This window comes from Deltaproteobacteria bacterium, assembly GCA_019309045.1.
Lineage (GTDB): Bacteria > Desulfobacterota > Syntrophobacteria > BM002 > BM002 > JAFDGZ01.
Genome location: JAFDGZ010000024.1, coordinates 19,105 through 37,549 on the forward strand (window position 1 = coordinate 19,105; position 18,445 = coordinate 37,549).

Annotated in this window: 18 protein-coding genes; 12 read left to right on the plus strand and 6 right to left on the minus strand. The window is 53.6% G+C overall.

The annotated features are described in order from the left end of the window. The first annotated feature begins 34 nt into the window (after nt 1-34). The 5 genes from prmA (at nt 35) to rfaE2 (ending at nt 5,807) form a co-directional block, all read left to right on the plus strand. Entirely contained in the window at nt 35-937 is a 903-nt protein-coding gene (gene prmA / locus JRI89_07310; protein ID MBW2071050.1) for a 50S ribosomal protein L11 methyltransferase, read from the plus strand. A gap of 114 nt (nt 938-1,051) precedes the next feature. Next, complete coding sequence (locus JRI89_07315) at nt 1,052-3,127, plus strand: TRAP transporter permease (protein ID MBW2071051.1); 2,076 nt, start codon at nt 1,052-1,054, stop codon at nt 3,125-3,127. Nucleotides 3,128-3,190: 63 nt separating this feature from the next. After that, complete coding sequence (gene icd / locus JRI89_07320; protein MBW2071052.1) at nt 3,191-4,438, plus strand: isocitrate dehydrogenase (NADP(+)); 1,248 nt, start codon at nt 3,191-3,193, stop codon at nt 4,436-4,438. A gap of 73 nt (nt 4,439-4,511) precedes the next feature. After that, nucleotides 4,512-5,240, plus strand: coding sequence for a ComF family protein (locus JRI89_07325; GenBank protein MBW2071053.1), 729 nt, complete (start codon nt 4,512-4,514; stop codon nt 5,238-5,240). A gap of 42 nt (nt 5,241-5,282) precedes the next feature. After that, nucleotides 5,283-5,807 carry a D-glycero-beta-D-manno-heptose 1-phosphate adenylyltransferase gene (gene rfaE2 / locus JRI89_07330; GenBank protein ID MBW2071054.1) on the plus strand — a complete coding sequence of 175 codons (525 nt, stop codon included), beginning with the start codon at nt 5,283-5,285 and terminating at the stop codon, nt 5,805-5,807. A gap of 71 nt (nt 5,808-5,878) precedes the next feature. Here the strand turns inward: rfaE2 and JRI89_07335 are convergent, their stop codons facing one another. Then, nucleotides 5,879-6,628 (minus strand): methyltransferase domain-containing protein, encoded by a 750-nt coding sequence (locus tag JRI89_07335; protein MBW2071055.1) that lies wholly within the window; start codon nt 6,626-6,628, stop codon nt 5,879-5,881. A gap of 327 nt (nt 6,629-6,955) precedes the next feature. Between JRI89_07335 and JRI89_07340 the strand changes: the two genes are divergently transcribed. Together JRI89_07340 and JRI89_07345 are read left to right on the plus strand one after the other, a co-directional pair. Further along, nucleotides 6,956-7,375 carry an Rrf2 family transcriptional regulator gene (locus JRI89_07340; GenBank protein MBW2071056.1) on the plus strand — a complete coding sequence of 140 codons (420 nt, stop codon included), beginning with the start codon at nt 6,956-6,958 and terminating at the stop codon, nt 7,373-7,375. 282 nt (nt 7,376-7,657) lie between these two features. Beyond that, nucleotides 7,658-7,948: an antibiotic biosynthesis monooxygenase gene (locus JRI89_07345; GenBank protein ID MBW2071057.1), complete on the plus strand. Its 291-nt coding sequence runs from the start codon at nt 7,658-7,660 to the stop codon at nt 7,946-7,948. Nucleotides 7,949-7,968: 20 nt separating this feature from the next. On the opposite strand, the gene JRI89_07350 is transcribed toward JRI89_07345, so the two are convergent. The 5 genes from JRI89_07350 to JRI89_07370 form a co-directional block, all read right to left on the minus strand. Continuing rightward, nucleotides 7,969-8,493, minus strand: coding sequence for an epoxyqueuosine reductase QueH (locus JRI89_07350; GenBank protein ID MBW2071058.1), 525 nt, complete (start codon nt 8,491-8,493; stop codon nt 7,969-7,971). A gap of 46 nt (nt 8,494-8,539) precedes the next feature. Further along, a complete protein-coding gene (locus JRI89_07355; GenBank protein ID MBW2071059.1) occupies nt 8,540-9,628 on the minus strand; it encodes an FAD-dependent oxidoreductase in 1,089 nt (362 codons plus the stop codon). A 108-nt stretch (nt 9,629-9,736) separates the two neighbouring features. Further along, entirely contained in the window at nt 9,737-9,868 is a 132-nt protein-coding gene (locus JRI89_07360; protein ID MBW2071060.1) for an NAD(P)-binding protein, read from the minus strand. Nucleotides 9,869-10,051: 183 nt separating this feature from the next. Further along, nucleotides 10,052-11,236: a cyclic nucleotide-binding domain-containing protein gene (locus tag JRI89_07365; protein MBW2071061.1), complete on the minus strand. Its 1,185-nt coding sequence runs from the start codon at nt 11,234-11,236 to the stop codon at nt 10,052-10,054. Between the two features lie 131 nt (nt 11,237-11,367). Next, on the minus strand, nt 11,368-11,595 hold the full coding sequence (locus JRI89_07370; protein ID MBW2071062.1) for a helix-turn-helix transcriptional regulator: 228 nt from the start codon (nt 11,593-11,595) through the stop codon (nt 11,368-11,370). A gap of 247 nt (nt 11,596-11,842) precedes the next feature. Between JRI89_07370 and JRI89_07375 the strand changes: the two genes are divergently transcribed. From JRI89_07375 to JRI89_07395, 5 genes are all read left to right on the plus strand, one after another. Continuing rightward, nucleotides 11,843-12,913 carry an NTP transferase domain-containing protein gene (locus JRI89_07375; GenBank protein MBW2071063.1) on the plus strand — a complete coding sequence of 357 codons (1,071 nt, stop codon included), beginning with the start codon at nt 11,843-11,845 and terminating at the stop codon, nt 12,911-12,913. 122 nt (nt 12,914-13,035) lie between these two features. After that, nucleotides 13,036-13,623 carry a flavodoxin family protein gene (locus JRI89_07380; protein ID MBW2071064.1) on the plus strand — a complete coding sequence of 196 codons (588 nt, stop codon included), beginning with the start codon at nt 13,036-13,038 and terminating at the stop codon, nt 13,621-13,623. A gap of 49 nt (nt 13,624-13,672) precedes the next feature. Then, nucleotides 13,673-15,073, plus strand: coding sequence for a tetratricopeptide repeat protein (locus JRI89_07385; protein ID MBW2071065.1), 1,401 nt, complete (start codon nt 13,673-13,675; stop codon nt 15,071-15,073). A 59-nt stretch (nt 15,074-15,132) separates the two neighbouring features. Then, nucleotides 15,133-15,336, plus strand: a complete 204-nt coding sequence (locus JRI89_07390; GenBank protein ID MBW2071066.1) for a hypothetical protein — start codon at nt 15,133-15,135, stop codon at nt 15,334-15,336. A gap of 292 nt (nt 15,337-15,628) precedes the next feature. Then, a complete protein-coding gene (locus tag JRI89_07395) occupies nt 15,629-17,347 on the plus strand; it encodes a hypothetical protein (protein ID MBW2071067.1) in 1,719 nt (572 codons plus the stop codon). Nucleotides 17,348-18,445: the final 1,098 nt, after the last annotated feature.

Here is an 18,445-nt window from a genome sequence, read left to right on the forward strand (position 1 = left end):
CTGCTGCTGAAAAGGACACGGTGAGGCGGCTGCAGTGACAGAGGCAGGTCGTCAAGGAAAAGAATGGACCGTCCTGCGGCTGAGATCACCGGCGGCAATTGCAGAAATCCTGGTGGACTTTCTAGTGGAGTTGACTGGCCGGGGGGTGCAGCAGGAGGGGGACTGGCTGCTGGCCTATTGTGCTCCGGGTTCTTCTGTTGAGCAATATCTGGAGAAGATCGGCTCGTACTACAAGTCCCTGCGACAGTATTATCCGAACTTGCCGGATCTGGTTCTCTGTGAAGAAGAGCTGGCAGAAGAGAGATGGGATGAAACCTGGAAGGAGTTTTTCACTCCTTTCCATGTGGGCAAGTCTCTAGTGATAAAGCCTACCTGGAGATCGTACTCTACTCACAAGGGTGAGGTGATTGTCGAAATAGATCCAGGTCAGGCCTTTGGCACCGGCAGGCATCCCAGCACCTACCTCTGCCTGATCATGCTCGAGCTTGTTTATTCTGGTGGGCGCGAGTATTGGTGTTCCTCACCATTTTCAGTGCTCGATGTGGGCTGCGGCAGCGGCATCCTGAGCATTGCTGCTGCCAAACTGGGCGCCAAACGTGTAGTTGGCATCGATATCGATCCCAGGGCTGTGGAGGTGGCGAAGAGTAATGTGGAGCTGAACAAGGTGAAACACCTCGTGGAGATCAGCAGCACTTCCCTGGCTGATATCAGAGACAATTTTGACCTTGTTGTTGCCAATCTGACTGCTTCTGTGATCTGCGATCTGGCAGCAGATATGGCTGCCCGGGTTCAGCAAGGTGGCTTGCTTCTCCTCAGCGGCATCCTGCAAGGACAGGAAGAGAAGGTTGAGGAGATTTTTGCCAGGCTGGCTTTCCAGCAAGTTGTCAGAAAAGCACAGCAAGAGTGGCGGGCAGTTCTGCTGGGCAAATTGGCTTGACGGCCCTGGCAACTGCTCAGTTATGTCTGATTCTGGATAGGGGAACATGTGGGTATAAGAATTCTTTTCGGGATGACAGGGGGTTAAAGAGCTGCACACCATGAAGGACTGAAAATGTTGGAAAAATTCGGTCTTGGCAGGAAAGAGAAAACCGCTGAGGAACTCTTGCGGGAAGAGACAGGTGATGTTCGCCGCCTGCGGCCTTTTGAGCGCTATCTGGTGGGTATTGTGGGCATATCCTGGGCACTGTACCAGCTGGCGCTGCCCAGCGTACTTGTTGTTGACAGTACTACAGAGAGAGCTGTGCACCTTACCTTTGCCATGACTCTACTTTTTCTCCTGATGCCCTGTGTGAAGCGACCAGTGCGACGTCTACCCTTCCTGGGGGTTACCGACTACATTCCGGTTATTGACTATGTCTTTGCCATTGTCGGCGCATTTGCTGCACTCTACCTGGCCATTTTCTATGAAGAGCTTGCCATGAGAGCAGGGGCGCCGACTACCACGGACGTCATTTCTGGCATCATCCTGGTGGTACTGTTGCTGGAGGCAACCAGGAGAATCATTGGTCCGGCGCTTTCCATTATTGCAATGGTCTTCACCCTGTATGCCTTCCTGGGCCCCTATATGCCCGACATTTTTGCCTTCAAAGGCGTATCACTCACTAAATATCTAAGTAATATCAGTCTTTCCACGGAGGGCATTTACGGCATACCCTTGGGAGTCTCTTCTGCCATAGTATATCTTTTCGTGCTTCTGGGAGCCCTGCTGGACAAGGCAGGAGCAGGAAAATTTTTCACTGATCTGGCCCTCTCTTTTCTCGGCCGCTACAAGGGTGGAGCGGCCAAGGCCGCCGTAGTTGCCAGTGCGGCAACTGGATTGGTTTCAGGCTCCAGCATTGCCAACATCGTCACCACAGGACCTTTCACCATACCTTTGATGAAAAAAATTGGCTACCATCCCAAAAAGGCTGCTGCAACCGAGGTGGCCGCCAGCACTGATGGTCAGTTGATGCCGCCCATAATGGGCGCGGCGGCCTTCATCATTGCCGAGTATGTCAATGTGCCCTATCTAGAGGTGGTCAAGGCTGCCGCCATTCCTGCCTTCGCCTCCTACTTTGGCCTCTTCTGTATCACCCATCTGGAGGCATCAAAGGCAGGCATCACTGGCCTGCCGCCGGAAGACATTCCAAATTTCCTGGATACGCTCAAGAATGGTCTTCACTATCTGGTTCCCCTCGGCGTGCTCATGTATGAACTGGTCTACCTGAGACACTCCCCCGAACTGGCTGCTTTCAGATCGATTATTCTTCTCCTGCTGGTGGTGTTTTATCAGGAAATACGACGGGCGTTCGCTGCCAAGACCAGCATAGGTGCTGCCCTGCTGAGCAGCGTTCGCATTATTGGCAGCGGTTTTATCCAGGGGTCGAAGAACATGATGTCTGTGGCCCTGGCCTGCGCTTCTGCTGGCATCATAGTGGGAGTGGTGAACATGGGCATCGGCGGCATGATCACTGGCTGGGTCGAGGTCCTCTCCATGGGCAATATCTTCCTCCTGCTGCTCATCACCGCTGTGGCAAGTCTGGTGATAGGCATGGGACTGCCCACCACCGCCACCTATATTGTCATGGCTTCTCTCACTGCGCCCATAATTGTGGAGGTGGGCTCGCTCTTCGATTTCATCATTCCTTTGATGGCTGCTCATCTCTTTTGCTTCTATTTCGGCATTCTGGCAGATGATACACCCCCTGTGGGCTTGGCCGCCTATGCTGCTGCGGCCATTGCCGAGTCGGAGCCCATTCCCACGGGCATCCAGGGGTTCAAATACGACATCAGAACCTCGTGCATTGCCTTTATGTTTGTATTCAACCCCGAATTAATCCTGCACAACATCAACACCTGGAGCCAGGGGTTGCTCATTTTCGGCATGGCCCTGATTGGCATGTCGTCTTTCGAGTGTTTTGCCCAGGGGTGGTGTCTGACCAAGAACAAGTGGTATGAGATTCCCTTTTTCCTGACAGCCTGGTTTATTCTGTTTCATCCAGGAGGTGTGGCCACCTTCTTCCATGTGGATCATGGCCTGCGCTATTATTTCTACCCCCTGGGTATTCTCATTTACGCTCTGGTTATAGGTTGGCAAAAACTGAGAATGAAATGGGCGGAGCGGGCACCACAGGTTTCAGGAGTTTAATGAACCAGGGGCCGCGGTAGATTGTCAAGTGCCGACTGCTGCACAGGGCTATGAGGACAAAAAATGACAGATGATGTTAAAGCCCGGGAAGATGAACTGGTCACCTTAAAAGAGGATGGCTCTCTCTCTGTGCCAGACAGACCCATTATTGTGTTCATTCAAGGAGACGGCATTGGTCCCGACATCTGGAATGCTGCGGTAAGGGTCTTTGATGCGGCTGTTGCCGGTGTCTATGGAGAAAAGCGTCGGGTTCAGTGGCTTGAAGCTCTGGCAGGAGAGAAGGCCTTTGCAGAAAAGGGGGAATGGCTGCCTGGAGAGACCCTCGAATTGCTGAGGAAACATGTGGTAGGCATCAAAGGGCCCCTGACCACTCCGGTGGGGGGTGGAATCCGCAGTTTGAATGTTACTTTGCGACAGGTGCTCGACCTGTATGCCTGTATTCGCCCCGTGAGGTACTATCGGGGAGTGCCGGCGCCAGTGCGCCATCCTGAGAAGGTCGACATGGTTGTCTTCCGGGAGAATACGGAAGATGTGTATGCCGGCATAGAATGGCCAGCGGAATCTCCAGAAGCAAGAAGAATTGTGGCCTTCATTGATGAACACCTGAGCAAGAAAATTCGACCGGATTCAGCCATAGGCATCAAGCCGATGAGCAGAAGGGCCAGCCAGAGGTTGGTGCGCCGAGCAATTCGCTATGCCCTCGACAATGATAGAAGGAGCGTGACTCTGGTGCACAAGGGAAACATCATGAAGTACACTGAGGGAGCCTTTCGCCAGTGGGGCTATGAGCTGGCAGCAGAAGAATTTCCTCAGCAGACAGTTGCCGAATCTGAGGTTCAGGAGAAGTATGGCGGTGTGGTTCCCGAAGGTCGGCTGCTCATCAAGGACCGTATTGCGGATATGATGTTTCAGCAGGCTCTGCTGCGGCCTGAAGAGTATGAAGTGCTGGCCATGCCTAATTTAAATGGCGATTATCTTTCAGATGCCCTGGCAGCACAGGTGGGCGGCCTGGGTATGGCCCCTGGGGCCAATGTGGGAGATGAAGTGGCGGTATTCGAGGCAACCCATGGCACTGCACCTAAATATGCTGGTCAGGACAAGGTCAACCCGAGCTCTCTGATTCTTTCCGGCGCCATGATGTTCGAATACCTGGGTTGGCAGCCAGTGGCAGAACGCATTCGCCAGGGGTTGGAATCCTCTATGGCCGCGGGTATTGTGACTTATGATCTGGCAAGACAGATGAGCGGCGCCCAGGAAGTGAAATGTTCAGAGTTCGCCAGCGCGGTGATAGAGAAAATGGCTGCTCTCTAATAGCATGCAGAAAGGAGCCGCGCTGCGTTCCACAAATCTTTTCCCCTGACAGGGGCATCTGGGGCAGACCTACGTGGGCAACTTCTTGCGAGAACTCATTTTCTTTCTATATCCTCCCATCTGTGCAGGATGTGGTCAGCCCCTGCCGCCTCCTGCGCAGGGGGCTTTCTGTTGCAAGTGCGCATCCAGGCTGGAACTGATCAGACAGCCATACTGTCCTGATTGCGGTCTTCCTCTTCCCCTGGCAGCCACAAAGTCATATCTGTGCGGAGATTGTCTCATCGGCAGCTACCATTTTGACAGAGCAAGGGCGGCTGGCGTCTACCGCGGCTTGCTTCGCCAGGTGTTGCATTCCTTCAAGTATGAGGGCAAGACTTTTCTGGCCAGGGCACTGGTGCAACTGCTACAGCCCTGTTGCCAAGAGATCGGCCAAACGGCGGCCATCGATTTTGTGGTGCCAGTGCCGCTTCATAGGACGCGGCTGCGCACTCGCGGCTTTAACCAGGCTGCCATTCTGGCGCACCATCTGGGAAGGGATCTGAAGATACCTGTAAAATACCAGGAGTTACGGCGGGTAAGACAGACCGACCCGCAAGTGGGCTTGAGCCGAAGTCAGAGAAGGGCCAATGTGAGGGGGGCCTTCCGGATTCGAGGTGCAAAGGAGTTTAAAGGAAAAACTCTGCTCCTGGTGGATGATGTGATGACAACTGGTGAAACGGTGAATCAATGTGCTCAGGTCCTCAAGAGACACGGCGCCAAAACCGTTTTTGTCCTGACAGTGGCCCGGACGGCAATGCTTTGAACAACAAAAGGCTGGCACTATAGGGATCTTCCAGGGGGAGTAATGATAGAACCAGGCCGCAAGGTTTTGGATCGCAGCGAACTCAGGCGGCAAGTGCATTCCCTGCACACGGCTGGCAAACAGATTGTCTTTACCAATGGCTGTTTTGATCTGCTGCATATAGGTCACATTCGCTACCTGCACAAGGCGAGATGTCAGGGAGATCGCCTGGTGGTGGCGGTCAACAGCGACCGTTCAGTCCGGGAGTTGAAGGGGCCGCCCCGTCCCATTGTCCCCGAAGACGAGAGGGCAGAAATTGTGGCGGCCCTGGCGGCAGTTGATCTGGTTACTATCTTCGACGAGCTTGATCCATTGGAACTTGTGCGCCAATTGAAGCCAGATGTGCTGGTGAAAGGGGCAGACTGGCAGCGGCAGGACATAGTTGGTGCTTCCGAGGTCGAGGCTGCCGGGGGCCGGGTGGTGCGGGTGAAGCTGGAGCCGCACATATCCAGCAGTATTCTGTTGCAACGCATTGCCAGCGAGATGGCAACAGGGTATGGGACGGGCGGTCGCAAAGACGAGACCTAGCAGAAACAGGCCAGCCCTATTCGAGATCTGGCGCTTGTCTGCGCAGGGAAGATGTGGTAGAGGCGGGCTGCTTACAACGGCCGCTGTTCTTTATGAGCGAGCAGCCGCACAGAGGCGAAGGGCTCAAAGGAGCTGATGTGCTGCAGTTCCCAGCGGCAGAAGCCCGCCCCGTCAAAAAGGGAGTCAAATTCAGCCGCAGACAGGGCGCCTGCCAGGCACCAGGTCCAGGCATCTTCGGCCGCCTGATCCAGGCCTTCCACCTCGGCCAGCCGCACAAGGTCGACGATCACCAGGAGACCGCCCGGAAGGAGAACTCGGAATATCTCTGTCAGGGCGCGCTCCTTGTGCGGCATAAGGTTGAAGGAACCGTTGGCTACCACAAGGTTGAAGGTTTCTTCTTTGCAAGGGATATCTTCGCCGTCGGCCACGACCCAGAGGCACCGTTTGCTTGCTTTTTCGCCGCAGTAAGTGTTGGCCAGCTGCACCATTTCCAGGGTAAGATCGAGGCCAACCACCAGGCCGGGCCTCTTGAGCCCGGTTGCCACCAATTGAGCATCGATTCCCACACCGCAGCCGAGGTCTAAGACGCGCCAGTGCAGGCCAACTTCCACACCCTGAAGCGGGTTGCCGCAGGCGGCGAATAGCTGCCAGGCTTCAGCCGGCAAGTTCATTCGCTGCACAGGGTATCCGAGGATTGCAGCCAGCTGTGCTCCAGAGGCAACAGGCGCTCTGCTCAGATTTGCCGAGCCGCAGGCCGCTATGCGCTGGTACAGGGCCCGAACATGTGCCTTGAGGTACTTCGGTGGGTTGCTTTTTTTCATATGGCCCGCCCTGCACACAGTGGCAGAGATTAGTTCAAGGGTTCCACCTGTTTCACTTGTAGTCTGCTATTTTATAGCATTGTTGTTGCAGTGTGTAACCATCTCTGCTTCTCTAGAGAGCATACCGAGGTTAATTTTTCGCCTGGCAGTTGATAGCACTGAGCAAGTAAAGCCTGACTGTGGTTGTCAAGGGCCAGTATTTGTGAAACAACACACTTGGCTGAAAAAACAGGGAAGAATCTGATATTCTTGTTTTGACATGTCCTGCAATTGCTGCTATATATTAAAATATGCCTATTTCATTAATATATTATCTAGGAGAGCACTATGAAGCTTTCTACCAGAGGCAGATACGGCACCCGCCTGATGGTCGACCTTGCCAAGCACTATGACAATGGGCCTATCCCGCTGGGAGAGATCGCCAGACGGCAAAATCTATCGGTGAAATATCTCGAACAATTGATTATTCCTCTGAAGGCTTCTGGTCTGATCAGCAGTGTGCGTGGGGCCCGGGGGGGGTACCGGCTGGCCCTTGCCCCAGCGGAGATCAGCGTGGGCCAGGTAATAGAAGTTCTTGAAGGCGATCTGTCACTGGTGGATTGTGTCAAGACCCCGGAGCTGTGTGATCGTCATCAGGAGTGCCCCACCAGAGATGTCTGGCAAACCATGAGTAATGTCCTGAGAGAGAAGCTATTTGCCCTGACACTGGAGAATGTTCTCCTAGGAGCAAAGCTCCCTGGGGACTAGAGTCACCAGCTGAACGATCATAAAGTAATGTTATAATGTTGCCCAGGTTGCTCGGGCACTATTTTGTTTGTGGGTGTACTTGTTTTCCACTCAGTGCCATCGCCTGTTCTTTCCCTTTGCCCTCCACTTCTGTTAAATTCTTTTAGCACCGTAATTTGACAGGACTTCCCTGCTTCGATGTGTAAAGAAAGTGTGTTATATTCGAACACAAGGGAGGATCTAGATAAGTCTGGCCGTCTCGAGGAGAAAGATCATCGCCATTCAGAAGGAAGGAGGGAAGTGATGGCCGTGCGAGTGCTGATCCAGAGAAAGATTATACCCGGCAATGAGGTGGCCCTCGGTGAACTTCTCATGCAACTGCGGAGCAAAGCAATGCACGCTGCCGGCTATATATCAGGTGAAACCCTGCGAGCTCTAGATGACCCAAACGAGTATCTGGTGATCAGTACCTGGAACAGTCTGGACAACTGGAAGAGCTGGGAGTCCAATAAAGAACGCCAGGAAATACAGCAAAAAATCGACAGCCTGCTGCGGGCGCCTTCGCTTCATCGGGTTTTTGTATACGAGTACTGACTCAGTTTGTGCAAGAAGGCTCAGATGAACCTTTCCTGTTCACTGTAGATACAGCCGCAGTAAAGCTGCCGGTAGAGACCGAGCTCCTTTGATTTTTCAATGCCCTCTTGCCATCCCTCGCGAAAGTCCCGGTAGAGAAAGGCCACGCCGTATCGGCGGCTCGCCTCCTCGCCTATCTCTCTGACCAGGTCATGCTTCTGGTGCTTGCTGTAAAGCAAGGTAGTGGTAAAAGCGGACATGCGACTTTTTTTAGCCAGTCGCGCCGCAGCATGGAGCCTTAAGTGATAGCAGTAGTGGCAGCGCTGCGATTCGCGGAATACCACCTGCCTGAGAAAGGACACCACGTCGTATTCATCTCTGTAGATAACTTTAAGAGTTGCTTTTTCTGCATATTGTCTGACTGTATCTCTCCGCCGCTGATATTCCTGGTAAGGATGAATGTTTGGATTGAAGAAAAAACCAAAGACCTCGTGCCCCTCGTGCCGGAGAGTTCGGAGAGGGTAGAGAGCGCATGGGGCACAGCACATGTGAAGAAGTACTTTCACGGATCTTATTCTTTCTATTCTGGTCGTTTTTCTGCCGGCCGCCCTGTCATTTGAGCAGTTGTTGCGCGGCGATGTGTATAGGGTCCCAGGCGCCTGAGAATGGTGGGGCGTAGGCCAGATCCATATAAGCCAGCTGTTCCAGCTCGAGCCCTGCTGTGAGAGCTGCTGCCAGTATGTTGATCCTGGCGACTACTCCATTGCCCCCTATGGCCTGCGCCCCGAGGAGGCGGCCGCTGGATGGCTCCGCTACAAGCCGCAGCCACAGTCTAGTTGCTCCAGGAAAACTGTGTGCCTTCGAAAAGCCCTGGATGATAACAGAAGAGGCCTGCAGGCCGATTCTCTTTGCCTCTTCCTCGCTGAGACCAGTACTGGCAATCTCCAGGTCAAATACTTTGCAACAGATTGAACCTACAATTCCTGGAAAGGAGACCTCCTGGCCGCCGATGTGAGCTCCAGCAATGCGGCCCTGTTTATTGGCAATGTCGCCCAGTGGCATGTGTACGGGCTGACGGCTGACAAGGTGTAGACACTCGCAACAGTCTCCTGCCGCATATATCCGGGAGATGTTGGTCTGCAGGTGTTGGTCTACCGCAATTGCCCCAGTTGGGCCTATCTTGATGCCAGCAGCCGCTGCGAGTTCAACTTCTGGCAGCACACCCATGCCCACAAGGACCAGATCGCTGGGCAGCTCTCCATTATTGGTGTGGGTGACAATCTGGTGCTTGCCAACTTTATCGAAACCCAATATCTCCGTATGGGGAAGGAAATAGACATTATTTCGTTCAAGTTCTTGCCGTATTTTCTCGCCGAAGTCTGTGCCCAACCGCCTCATGGGCAGGTCCTTGCGGTAGACGAGTGTGGTTTCCAGTCCCAGCGATCTGAAGGCCTCACACATTTCCAAAGCGATCAGACCAGCGCCTATGACCAGGGCTCTTGTAGCATTATGTTCAATGAGGTAGCGTTTTAGACGTATAGCGTTGGCAACATTTCTCAGGGTGAAGATCCCCTGGTGAGCCACGCCAGGCACCTGTGGTAGCCGTGGGCGGGCGCCGGTAGCCAGTACCAGGTAATCGAAGGGCATCACATGGCCATCGCCAAGTCGAACTTGACGTGAATCGAGTTCGAGGGTCTCCACGCGGCTGTGGAGTTTAACTGTGATGCCTGATTTTGCAAAAGCCTCCGGTGTCCTGGCAATGAGTTTGCTCTCGTCTCTGATTACATCACCGATGTAATAAGGGGTAGGTCAGGCAGAAAAGGAAACGTGCTCGCCGCCTTCGATTATGGTGACCTCCATATCCGGCTGGACTCTTTTTGCTTTTGCTGCTGCACTGGGACCGCCAGCGCCGCCTCCCACCACCACGAGTCTTTGTTGCATGAAGGATCTCCTATCTTTGCCTCTGACTGCTTTGAATCAGCCTTTTGTACTCCGATTTGCAAATGCAGGGACGTATTCTGATGATTTGCCTCGAAGCAATTGCTCACTCAGCACTAAGTCCTCAGTAAACAAGTTCGTCATAGAACTTATGAATCGAAGGACTTGGTCAGGGACAGGACAACTTCAGCCATATATGAAGTCTTTCAACTTCCGGGCTGCGATTTCAGGGAGTTGACTAAATTCTATACCGACCTGCCAGGTATCAGCTTCAGGTTTGAGCCAACGGACAACCCCGGGGGCAAGAATGCCGCCCCAGGGCGCTGGCAGGTTGATCTCTAAAGTTACCGGAGAGTCGAGCACCAGAGTTTTCTCCAACTCTCCGCCCTTTGCTTGTATGAGCATACCGGTGAGGGATATATCAATGGAGGTGGCATCAAAGGCCACATCTATCTGGGTTGCCTGTTTTCCCTCTTCTGAGGTGACAAACAGGGCAACAGGCAGTTGTTCCCGTAAGCGGGGATAACGCCTCCTTTCCTTGATGCCGGCAACGGCTCGCTTCACATTCAAGTCCTCCAACCGCTCCTGATAATATTTCACTAACATCTCTTTCAGTTGGCGGTAGCGCAAGATGAATTTGCGCAGGCGGGTATAACTGAACTCGCTCAATAGAGTCTCCTGGACAGCCATCACCGACGTCATGCGTGGACCACCTGTGAGAAAGGCCATCTCACCGAAAAATTCTTTGGGGCCGAGCATAGCCACCTGGAGTTGCTTGCCTTGCAGGTCAGTAACAAACACCTTGGCCCGGCCGCGGAGAATAACATAGAGAGAACGGCCTGGGTCTCCCTCGCGCATAATGAGTTCACCAGAGTGAAACACATGGAGATTGGCTTCTTCCAACAGTTGATCCTGTTCGCTCTGTTCAAGGGGGGCAAACAAGGGTGTGGCCATGAGAACGTCTCTGAACCGCTGTGGTTCAGGACTCCGGCCCTCAGAGGCAGGTGGCAGAGTTTCATATTGACCGGTAGCCGCAAAGATCTCCAGGGTGTTGGTGAGTTGCTCTGATCCGCTGGGAACCTGCTGTTCTATGAGGCTGAAGACAGCATCTCCGATGGAGAATGTATCGCCTGCCTTCAACGTTCTCCTGGCCACGCGTTTGCCAGCGAACAAAACCCCGTTGATGCTGCCCAGATCCTCTACTACCCAGCCGCTTTCCTGAAAGCTGATCCTGGCGTGTGAACGTGAAACCTTGTGGTCTGCCAGGGTGATGGTGTTCTCCGGGCTGCGGCCTATTGTAACAGGACCCTCCAGGGGATAAATGCTCTTATGAAGCGGTCCCTTTTCCAGTGTCAGGTAATATCTCTTCATGCCAGTGACACACAGGATAAACTGGAGTCTGAAACACGGCACAGTTGCGGGAAGGAATCAGCTGTCCCTCTGCAGTATCCTGCACGCCGCTACAGAGGGAATAGTGTTCCAAGGCGCCGAGTGCAGAAGCTTCAAAACGAGTGCTTGCCGCCGAATAGCCAGCCAGGGTCGAGAGAAAACACCTCTCTCAAGGTCTCGACACTTTTCTTGCTAAGAGGCTTTCTGCCTGCTTCAACTTCCACTAGGTCAGTTTCAGTCATACCCAATTTTTGCGCCAGAACGGTCCGCGTGATGCCGCGGATTTCTCTGAAACGCTGCAAGCGCTCGCCAATTTTTTCTTGATCATTGCCAGCAGTCATTAGCTTTCTCTAAGGTGTTAGCAGAACATGACACCCTAATGTAACATATGTTGCCCCAATATGCCACTCAGCAGTCGTATTGGTGTCGACCACAAGCATCTTTCCTTTGAATCTCGGCTGGACAGCTGCAAAAGAGACAGGGAGGCGATCTTTGTGCAAGTCGCCTCTTGCTGTTGAGACGACTTTCCTTCTATACTAAAAAAGTTCGTCTGAGGTTGACCTGTCGTCTTGCGGAGGTGAGCAGCGTATGCATGCAGTGATCATGGCTGGAGGCAAAGGAACCAGATTCTGGCCTAGAAGCAGGGAGAAAAGGCCCAAACAACTGTTGAACATTACTGGTAGTCGATCCATGCTGCAGCAGACAGTGGCCCGAATCAGAGAGCTGGTGTCCCCGCAATACATCTTGATAATTGCAGGCAAGTCACACGGTCGTGAGGTGCGAGCTCAACTGGAGCAGCTGCCAGCGGAGAACATCATCCTGGAACCTGTCGGCAGGAACACTGCTGCCTGTATCGGTCTCGCTGCGCTGCTGGTACGCAAACGGGACCGGGATGGCGTCATGTTGGTGATGCCGGCCGACCACCTTATTGTGGATGAAGCTTTGTTTGTCAAAACCTTGAAGAGAGCGGCAGAGGCAGCCTTGCTCAAGGATGTTCTCATCACTATTGGCATACGACCCACAGCTCCTGAGACTGGCTACGGCTATATCGAGGTTGGTGAGCCCAAGCTACGGCTCGGGAACGACCAGCTCTACACAGTGAAATCTTTCCATGAAAAGCCGAACCGAGAAAGGGCAGCAGAGTATCTTCGGCAAGGAGGCTTCTTCTGGAACAGTGGAATTTTTATCTGGAAAGCAAGAACAATTCTGGAGGCGCTCCAACTCTACCTGCCGGATCTTTATGCAGGGTTGCAAAAGTTGGAGCCAGCTCTGGAGTCGGCAGATTTTGACCAACGTATGGCAGCGGTCTATCCCGACCTACAGAGCATTTCCATCGATTATGGCGTAATGGAGAAAGCCAGGAATGTACTCATGATTCCAGGCGATTTTGGTTGGAACGATGTGGGAAGCTGGGCTGCGGTGGCACAGCTGTGGCCCCGGGATGAGAACCACAATGCTTTTCAGGGGACTCTGGTGGCGGTGGAAGCCAAACAAAACGTGGTTTACAGCAAGCAACGACTATGTGTGCTTCTCGGCGTTGACGATCTCATAGTGGTGGACAGCGGTGATGCACTGCTCGTTTGTCCGAAGAACAGAGCCCAGGATGTAGGAAAAGTTTTGGAGCTGCTTCGACAGAAAGGGCTGGAGCAGTATCTTTGAGACAAGAAAATGCAGATTGGTTTCAGCCAATGAAAGCAAAAGTATTGCTTCAAGGCTATTATTTTGCACAGCGTTGATAGTTCCATTTACTCCAATTTTCAGATTACTCGAAGGCACAGACAGTGAAATTGTTGGCAATCCTCGGCAGCCCTAGACGCGGTGGCAACAGTGAAATTTTATTGGATCAGACCATCAGAGGCGCCCGTGGCTGTGGTCTCACAACAGAAAAAGTTGTTCTGCGAGATCTCAGAATCAGTCCATGCCTTGAAATATATCAGTGTGCCAAAGCCGGGGTGTGTGCCATTGATGATGATATGCAACCATTGCTTGGGAAGATCACGAGTTATGACCGACTTGTTGTGGCCTCCCCGGTATTTTTCTATAATGTTTCTGCGCAGACAAAAGCGATGATAGATCGCTGCCAGGCCCTGTGGGCCAGGAGATATCTCCTGCAGGAGCCGGTGTCATCTTTGCCTGAGAGGCAGGGTGCCTACATTGCAGTAGGGGCCACCAGGGGCAGGAAACTTTTTGTAGGCATAAAGCTCACCATGAGGTACTTTTTTGATGCCATTGACGTTCGCTGTGTAGGCGAGCTGCTGGTGAGGGGGGCAGACGAAATGGGGGCAGTCAGAGAGCAGAAACATGCGCTGGATGCGGCCTATGATCTCGGTTGTCGATTGGCGCAGCTGGAAAACGAGCAAGCAGGATAAGTTTAGCGCAACTATTCCGGCGCTTGCATTGACAACAAGGAGGATGCCATTGTCGAGAGGTCCTGCAGCTGCTTCTTGGCTGGGAGCTTTGTTGGCTGGACAGATTTCTCTGGGACGAAAGGTGCGCCTGAGGTCCAGCGGCAAAGTGAAGATAGCGTCGCTAGGGTTGGCGCTGCAACTCCTCTGGGGCTGCGGCGGACCCGTGGCCAATCATCTGATATCTATTTCCCTGACAAGGCCTGCTGACATCGAACCGTACCACCTCGAGACTGTTGGCATTCTGGAGATTGACAGCCCGCGGCAGAACATTGTTGGTTCAGAGTTGGCCCGGGAGATCAACAAAGGTTTGACTGGCGGGCCCTTACGGCCGCTGCTTGTCAAGGTGCCAGGCTACCTGGCCAGAGATGCTGCTTCAGTGAAAATGATAGCTCAGCAGGCAGGGGTGGAGTCTTTGTTCTTGGGGGAGATCACCGAATACGTGGTACAGGTAGAGAAAAAGACCAGGAAGGTGATTTCCACCAGGGAACCACAACAGGATGCTGACAGACAGTTGACCTGGATCGGCATCCAGGAAAATCCACTGATAGCAGATGCCTTCTATTACCTGCTGGCCTATCCACAGTCGGAGAAGGTTGTGGAGATGCCCTGTGAGGAGGCGGTGGTGCGCTTGACTTTGCAGGCCAGGATAGTGGTAGCTCGGACGGGAGAAACGATCTGGAGCCGGCGGGTTGCGAGGCGCTTGCGAAGACGAACTTTTCTTCTCGACCACATGGACGTAAACCAGGAAGTACAGAAGCTACTACGGTCCATGGCGAGGGAGATCGTCAACCAGCTGCGGCCGCAGCGAGCAACAGTACAGAGGCTTCTCAGGGCACCACTACTAGGTTCGAGTCCCAAACTGACTCAACTGTTTCGCCAGGGTATTCAGGCCTGCGCTCGGGGAGAATGGCATACCGGTGAGGAATTCTTTCTAGAAGCAGTGCAACAGATGCCGAACGAGGCCATAGCTTATGGCAACCTGGGTGTAGTGTACGAGAAGACAGGGAGGTTCAAAGAGGCCGTTGCTGCCTACGATCGAGCCCATGCTGCCAGGCCGCAGGATCCCACCTATTCTTACTACAGCAGAAGCCTGCGAACAGCCTTTGCGCCCCAGATCGACAAGGACGATCTGCCGAGTGTGGTCCTGGATGTCTGCGCTGACGGCAGGATTTACATAGACGGAGGCAGCGACTCGAGACGAGAAATAGGACAAGCTGTTGCAATTTACCGCAGCCGAGCTGCCCGGGATCCGCAGTCAGGAAGATTTACCGAGCTGGACGAGATGGAAATAGCCCGGGGAGAGATAGTAGAGGTGCAGCCACACATGTCTATAGTTAGGACGTTTTTTGTGGATGTTGACCATAAAGTGCAGAGAGGAGACCTGACCAGGTTCCACTCTGGCAAACCTTGACTGGAACAGTTGGTGCATTGCTTGTTGACGTGACAGCAATCTATGGGAAGAGCTGACACATGGCTATCAGAGAAATTGCCAGAATGCTCTACCGGCTGCAGCAACAAGTTGAGGAGTTGGAACGCTCACTCCAGAGTGAGCCTCCTGGTACAAAGCGGGATGCCATGGGGCAAGAACTCCGCCGTCTTCGGGCTGAACATAGGAAGGTAAAGGCTATACTTGAAGGCGAAAAGGCAGCACCATCCCGTCGCAGCCGCCTGTAGGGCGGCTGCTGGCTGCTGACCTACTCGGTTGACAAGGAAAAAGTGCGCCCCAACAAACGGTTGCCATCTGGTTTTTTCCGAACCACCGTTCTCCCCCCGGCCTTGTCTACAAGTACCGGTATTTCTGCCCTTCGGCAGGGTTACTAGGCCCGTCCGTAAGGTCTCGCATGTTTGAAAGACCGACCGTAATGGCTTGCGCTCATTGGGGCTTAGTATCTTTATAGCATGCTCGGCGATTTTTGCCAACTAGTTTTTTGCTGGTCGGTGATGGAAACGGGGAGGTGCTTTGACCATGCCTGCTGATTGGTCCTTCAATGGCTCTCAGGAACGGCATAACTTTCCCCGGCAGATGCTGGCGGCCAAACTTGAGCGAACAGCAAGTCTGCCGCCGAAGAAGCGCCTACAAGTGCTTTTGACTGACCTCCACTCTAGAGAGTTGGTGCAGGCCATGGCAGAAGAAGACTTCTATTTCATGTTTAAAGAACTGGGAGCCCAGGATGCCCTGCCTTTGCTGGAGCTGGCTTCGGCTGAGCAGCGCCAGTATTTGCTGGATCTCGAACTGTGGCGGCGGGACAGATTCGCACCAGACAAAGCGCTCGAGTGGCTTTCTCTACTCAATGAATGCGGCGAGGAAGCCATGAAACAGTGGCTGCGAGAAACTGATCCTGGTTTTATCTGCCTGATTTTAAAAAACTTTTTGCGGGTGTACAAGGCAGGAGAGGAAGAGAGCAGCCATGAACTGCTGCAGCTGTTTACAGTTGATCAGGTCTACTATCTCGACTTTCTGGTGCCGGAATCCCGAGATATGGTTGCCAGAATGGTGCAGGCACTGGCAGCAGAGAACCTGCTCCAGTATCATAATATCCTCGAAGAGATTCACTGGAATATTCTGGCAGAATTGGAAGAGAGTCAGCTACATTTTCGCCGAAGTCGGCTGGCAGAGAAAGGATTCCCAGACCTGGACGAGGCCCTGAGTGTGTACGACCCTCTGGAGATGGAAGAGTTCAGAGATCGCCTGGTAAAGTACGATTATCTATATGCCGGCGTCCCGGCTGCGGCACCAGTCGCCCCAACATACCCTCTGTTGGCGCAGCCAGAGCATACCTTTCTCAGGGCAGTTCTCGAGAAGATTGACAGTGAACCTGAAGTGGAGCGCCTCAGGCGGGAATTCGCCGCTCTTGCCAATCAGGTTATGGTGGCTGACGGGATTGTGCCGGAGGATAGTACAACTATTACTGCCAATCTCAGTAAAGTGAGCGGTTACCTGAGTGTTGCTCTCGAAGCTCTCAGCAATGGTGATTTGGGGCAGGCAAGGGAATTGCTCAGGAAAGCCCCGGTTGGCTCTCTCTTTCAGGTAGCTGTGGGGGTGATATTCGAGACCCGAAGGCAAGCTGACAGACTGGTTATCAGCTGGCTTCGCCAGTGCGGCTTGCCTATCGAGTTTCTCGGAGAACCGTGGACATCGCAGCTGCAGGGCCTCTTGCAGAAAAGGCCAAAGCGGTATGTGGGCGGTACTGCGGGAGAACCTCTATACGACGATTTCTCATCTCACGCTGACGTGTTGGCTCTGGACGGGGTTGTTCAGTTGGCCCATCTAGTAGGCGAGGTGGTTAAAGGATTGCTGCCGGTACAGACCTGGCCGACATGCTGGCGACGACTTCAGCGCTCCATGCCGGAGAGCACTCCGCTGGTTACCTGGAAAACCGCAGTTCTCACTGCTTTTGTCCATAATTGGCAGGGAGAAGAATTTGTTCTGCAGCCGCTTGAGTTGAGGCAAGTCATTCAGTTTCTCGGGGAGCTCTGGGAGCCCACTGGCAGGCCGAGACGCGTGGCCCGGCAGATCCGCCAGCAGTTTTGCCAGTGGCTCAGCGCTCTTGCCCGGCGAGACAACCAGCAAATGGCTCCTCTCTGTGAAATCCTTTGCGGCCATCTGGAGGAGGAGCTGGGTGACGTCAGTGAAGAGTCGCTGCAGCGCAGATACCTCCAGACGCTGTTTCTCGTTGAGCCGTAAAGCATCAGGATCGGCGAGCATTGTCCTGAAAGGGCAATGGCGACGAAGTCAGCCGGGGTAGCAAGCACCAGGCTTCGTCACAAAACACACAGCCTCGAGCCCTTTACGGAAACGGGCATCGTAGCCGTAGCGGTAGCCGAGCTCCCCGGGCGGTGGTGCCTGGCAGGAAGGCCTGCTCTGCAAAGAACATAGTCGCGTATACAAGCTCTCATCACCCATAACTCGCCTACTGCGACCTGAAATATGACTATCCTTCCGGGCGTCCTCGGTCCTCGCCCCCTGCGACGTACTATTCAAGTACGCCTTCGAGTTCGAGTCCCTGCGATTGCCCGGTGGCACAGCCATCTTTCAGGTCTCGTCACGGAGAGTCATGGGAGATGAGAGCTTAAGGTAGCCTCAGTTGATCTCTAGGTAAGTCATGTTTCCATAATAACCTCGGCTCTTCTGGTAGCGGGTAATGAGTTGTCGGTGGCTCCGAATGTTCTTTGCTCCCCAGGCATTCCTGCCATCACAGCACGAGGTTTTTCCGATGAGTTTTGCCGGTCAGATGAATTGACCGAAAGCCGTGGCCGCCAGCCGAAACGGGCATCGTAACCCTGGCCGTATCCGAGTTCTCCGGGCGGAGGTGCCTGGCAGGAAGGTCTGCTCCGCAAAGAACATAGTCGCAAATACAAGCTCTCATCACCCACAACTCGCCTACTGCGACCTGAAATATGACTATCCTTCCGGGCGTCCTCGGTCCTCGCCCCCTGCGACGTACTATACAAGTACGCCTTCGGGTTCGAGTCCCTGCGATTGCCCGGTGGCACAGCCATCTTTCAGGTCTCGTCACGGAGAGTCATGGGAGATGAGAGCTTAAGGTAGCCGCAGTTGGCCTCTGGGTAAGGCATGTTTTCATATCAACCTCGGCTGTTCTCTTAGCGGTTAATGAGTTGCCGGTGGCTCCGAATGTTCTTTGCTCCGCAGTCATTCCTCCCATCACAGCACGAAGTTTTTCCGATGAGTTCTCCCGGCCAAGTGGATTGACCGAAAGCCGTGGCCGCCAGCCGAAACGGGCCTCGTAACCCTGGCCGCAGCCGAGTTTCCCGGGCGGAGAGA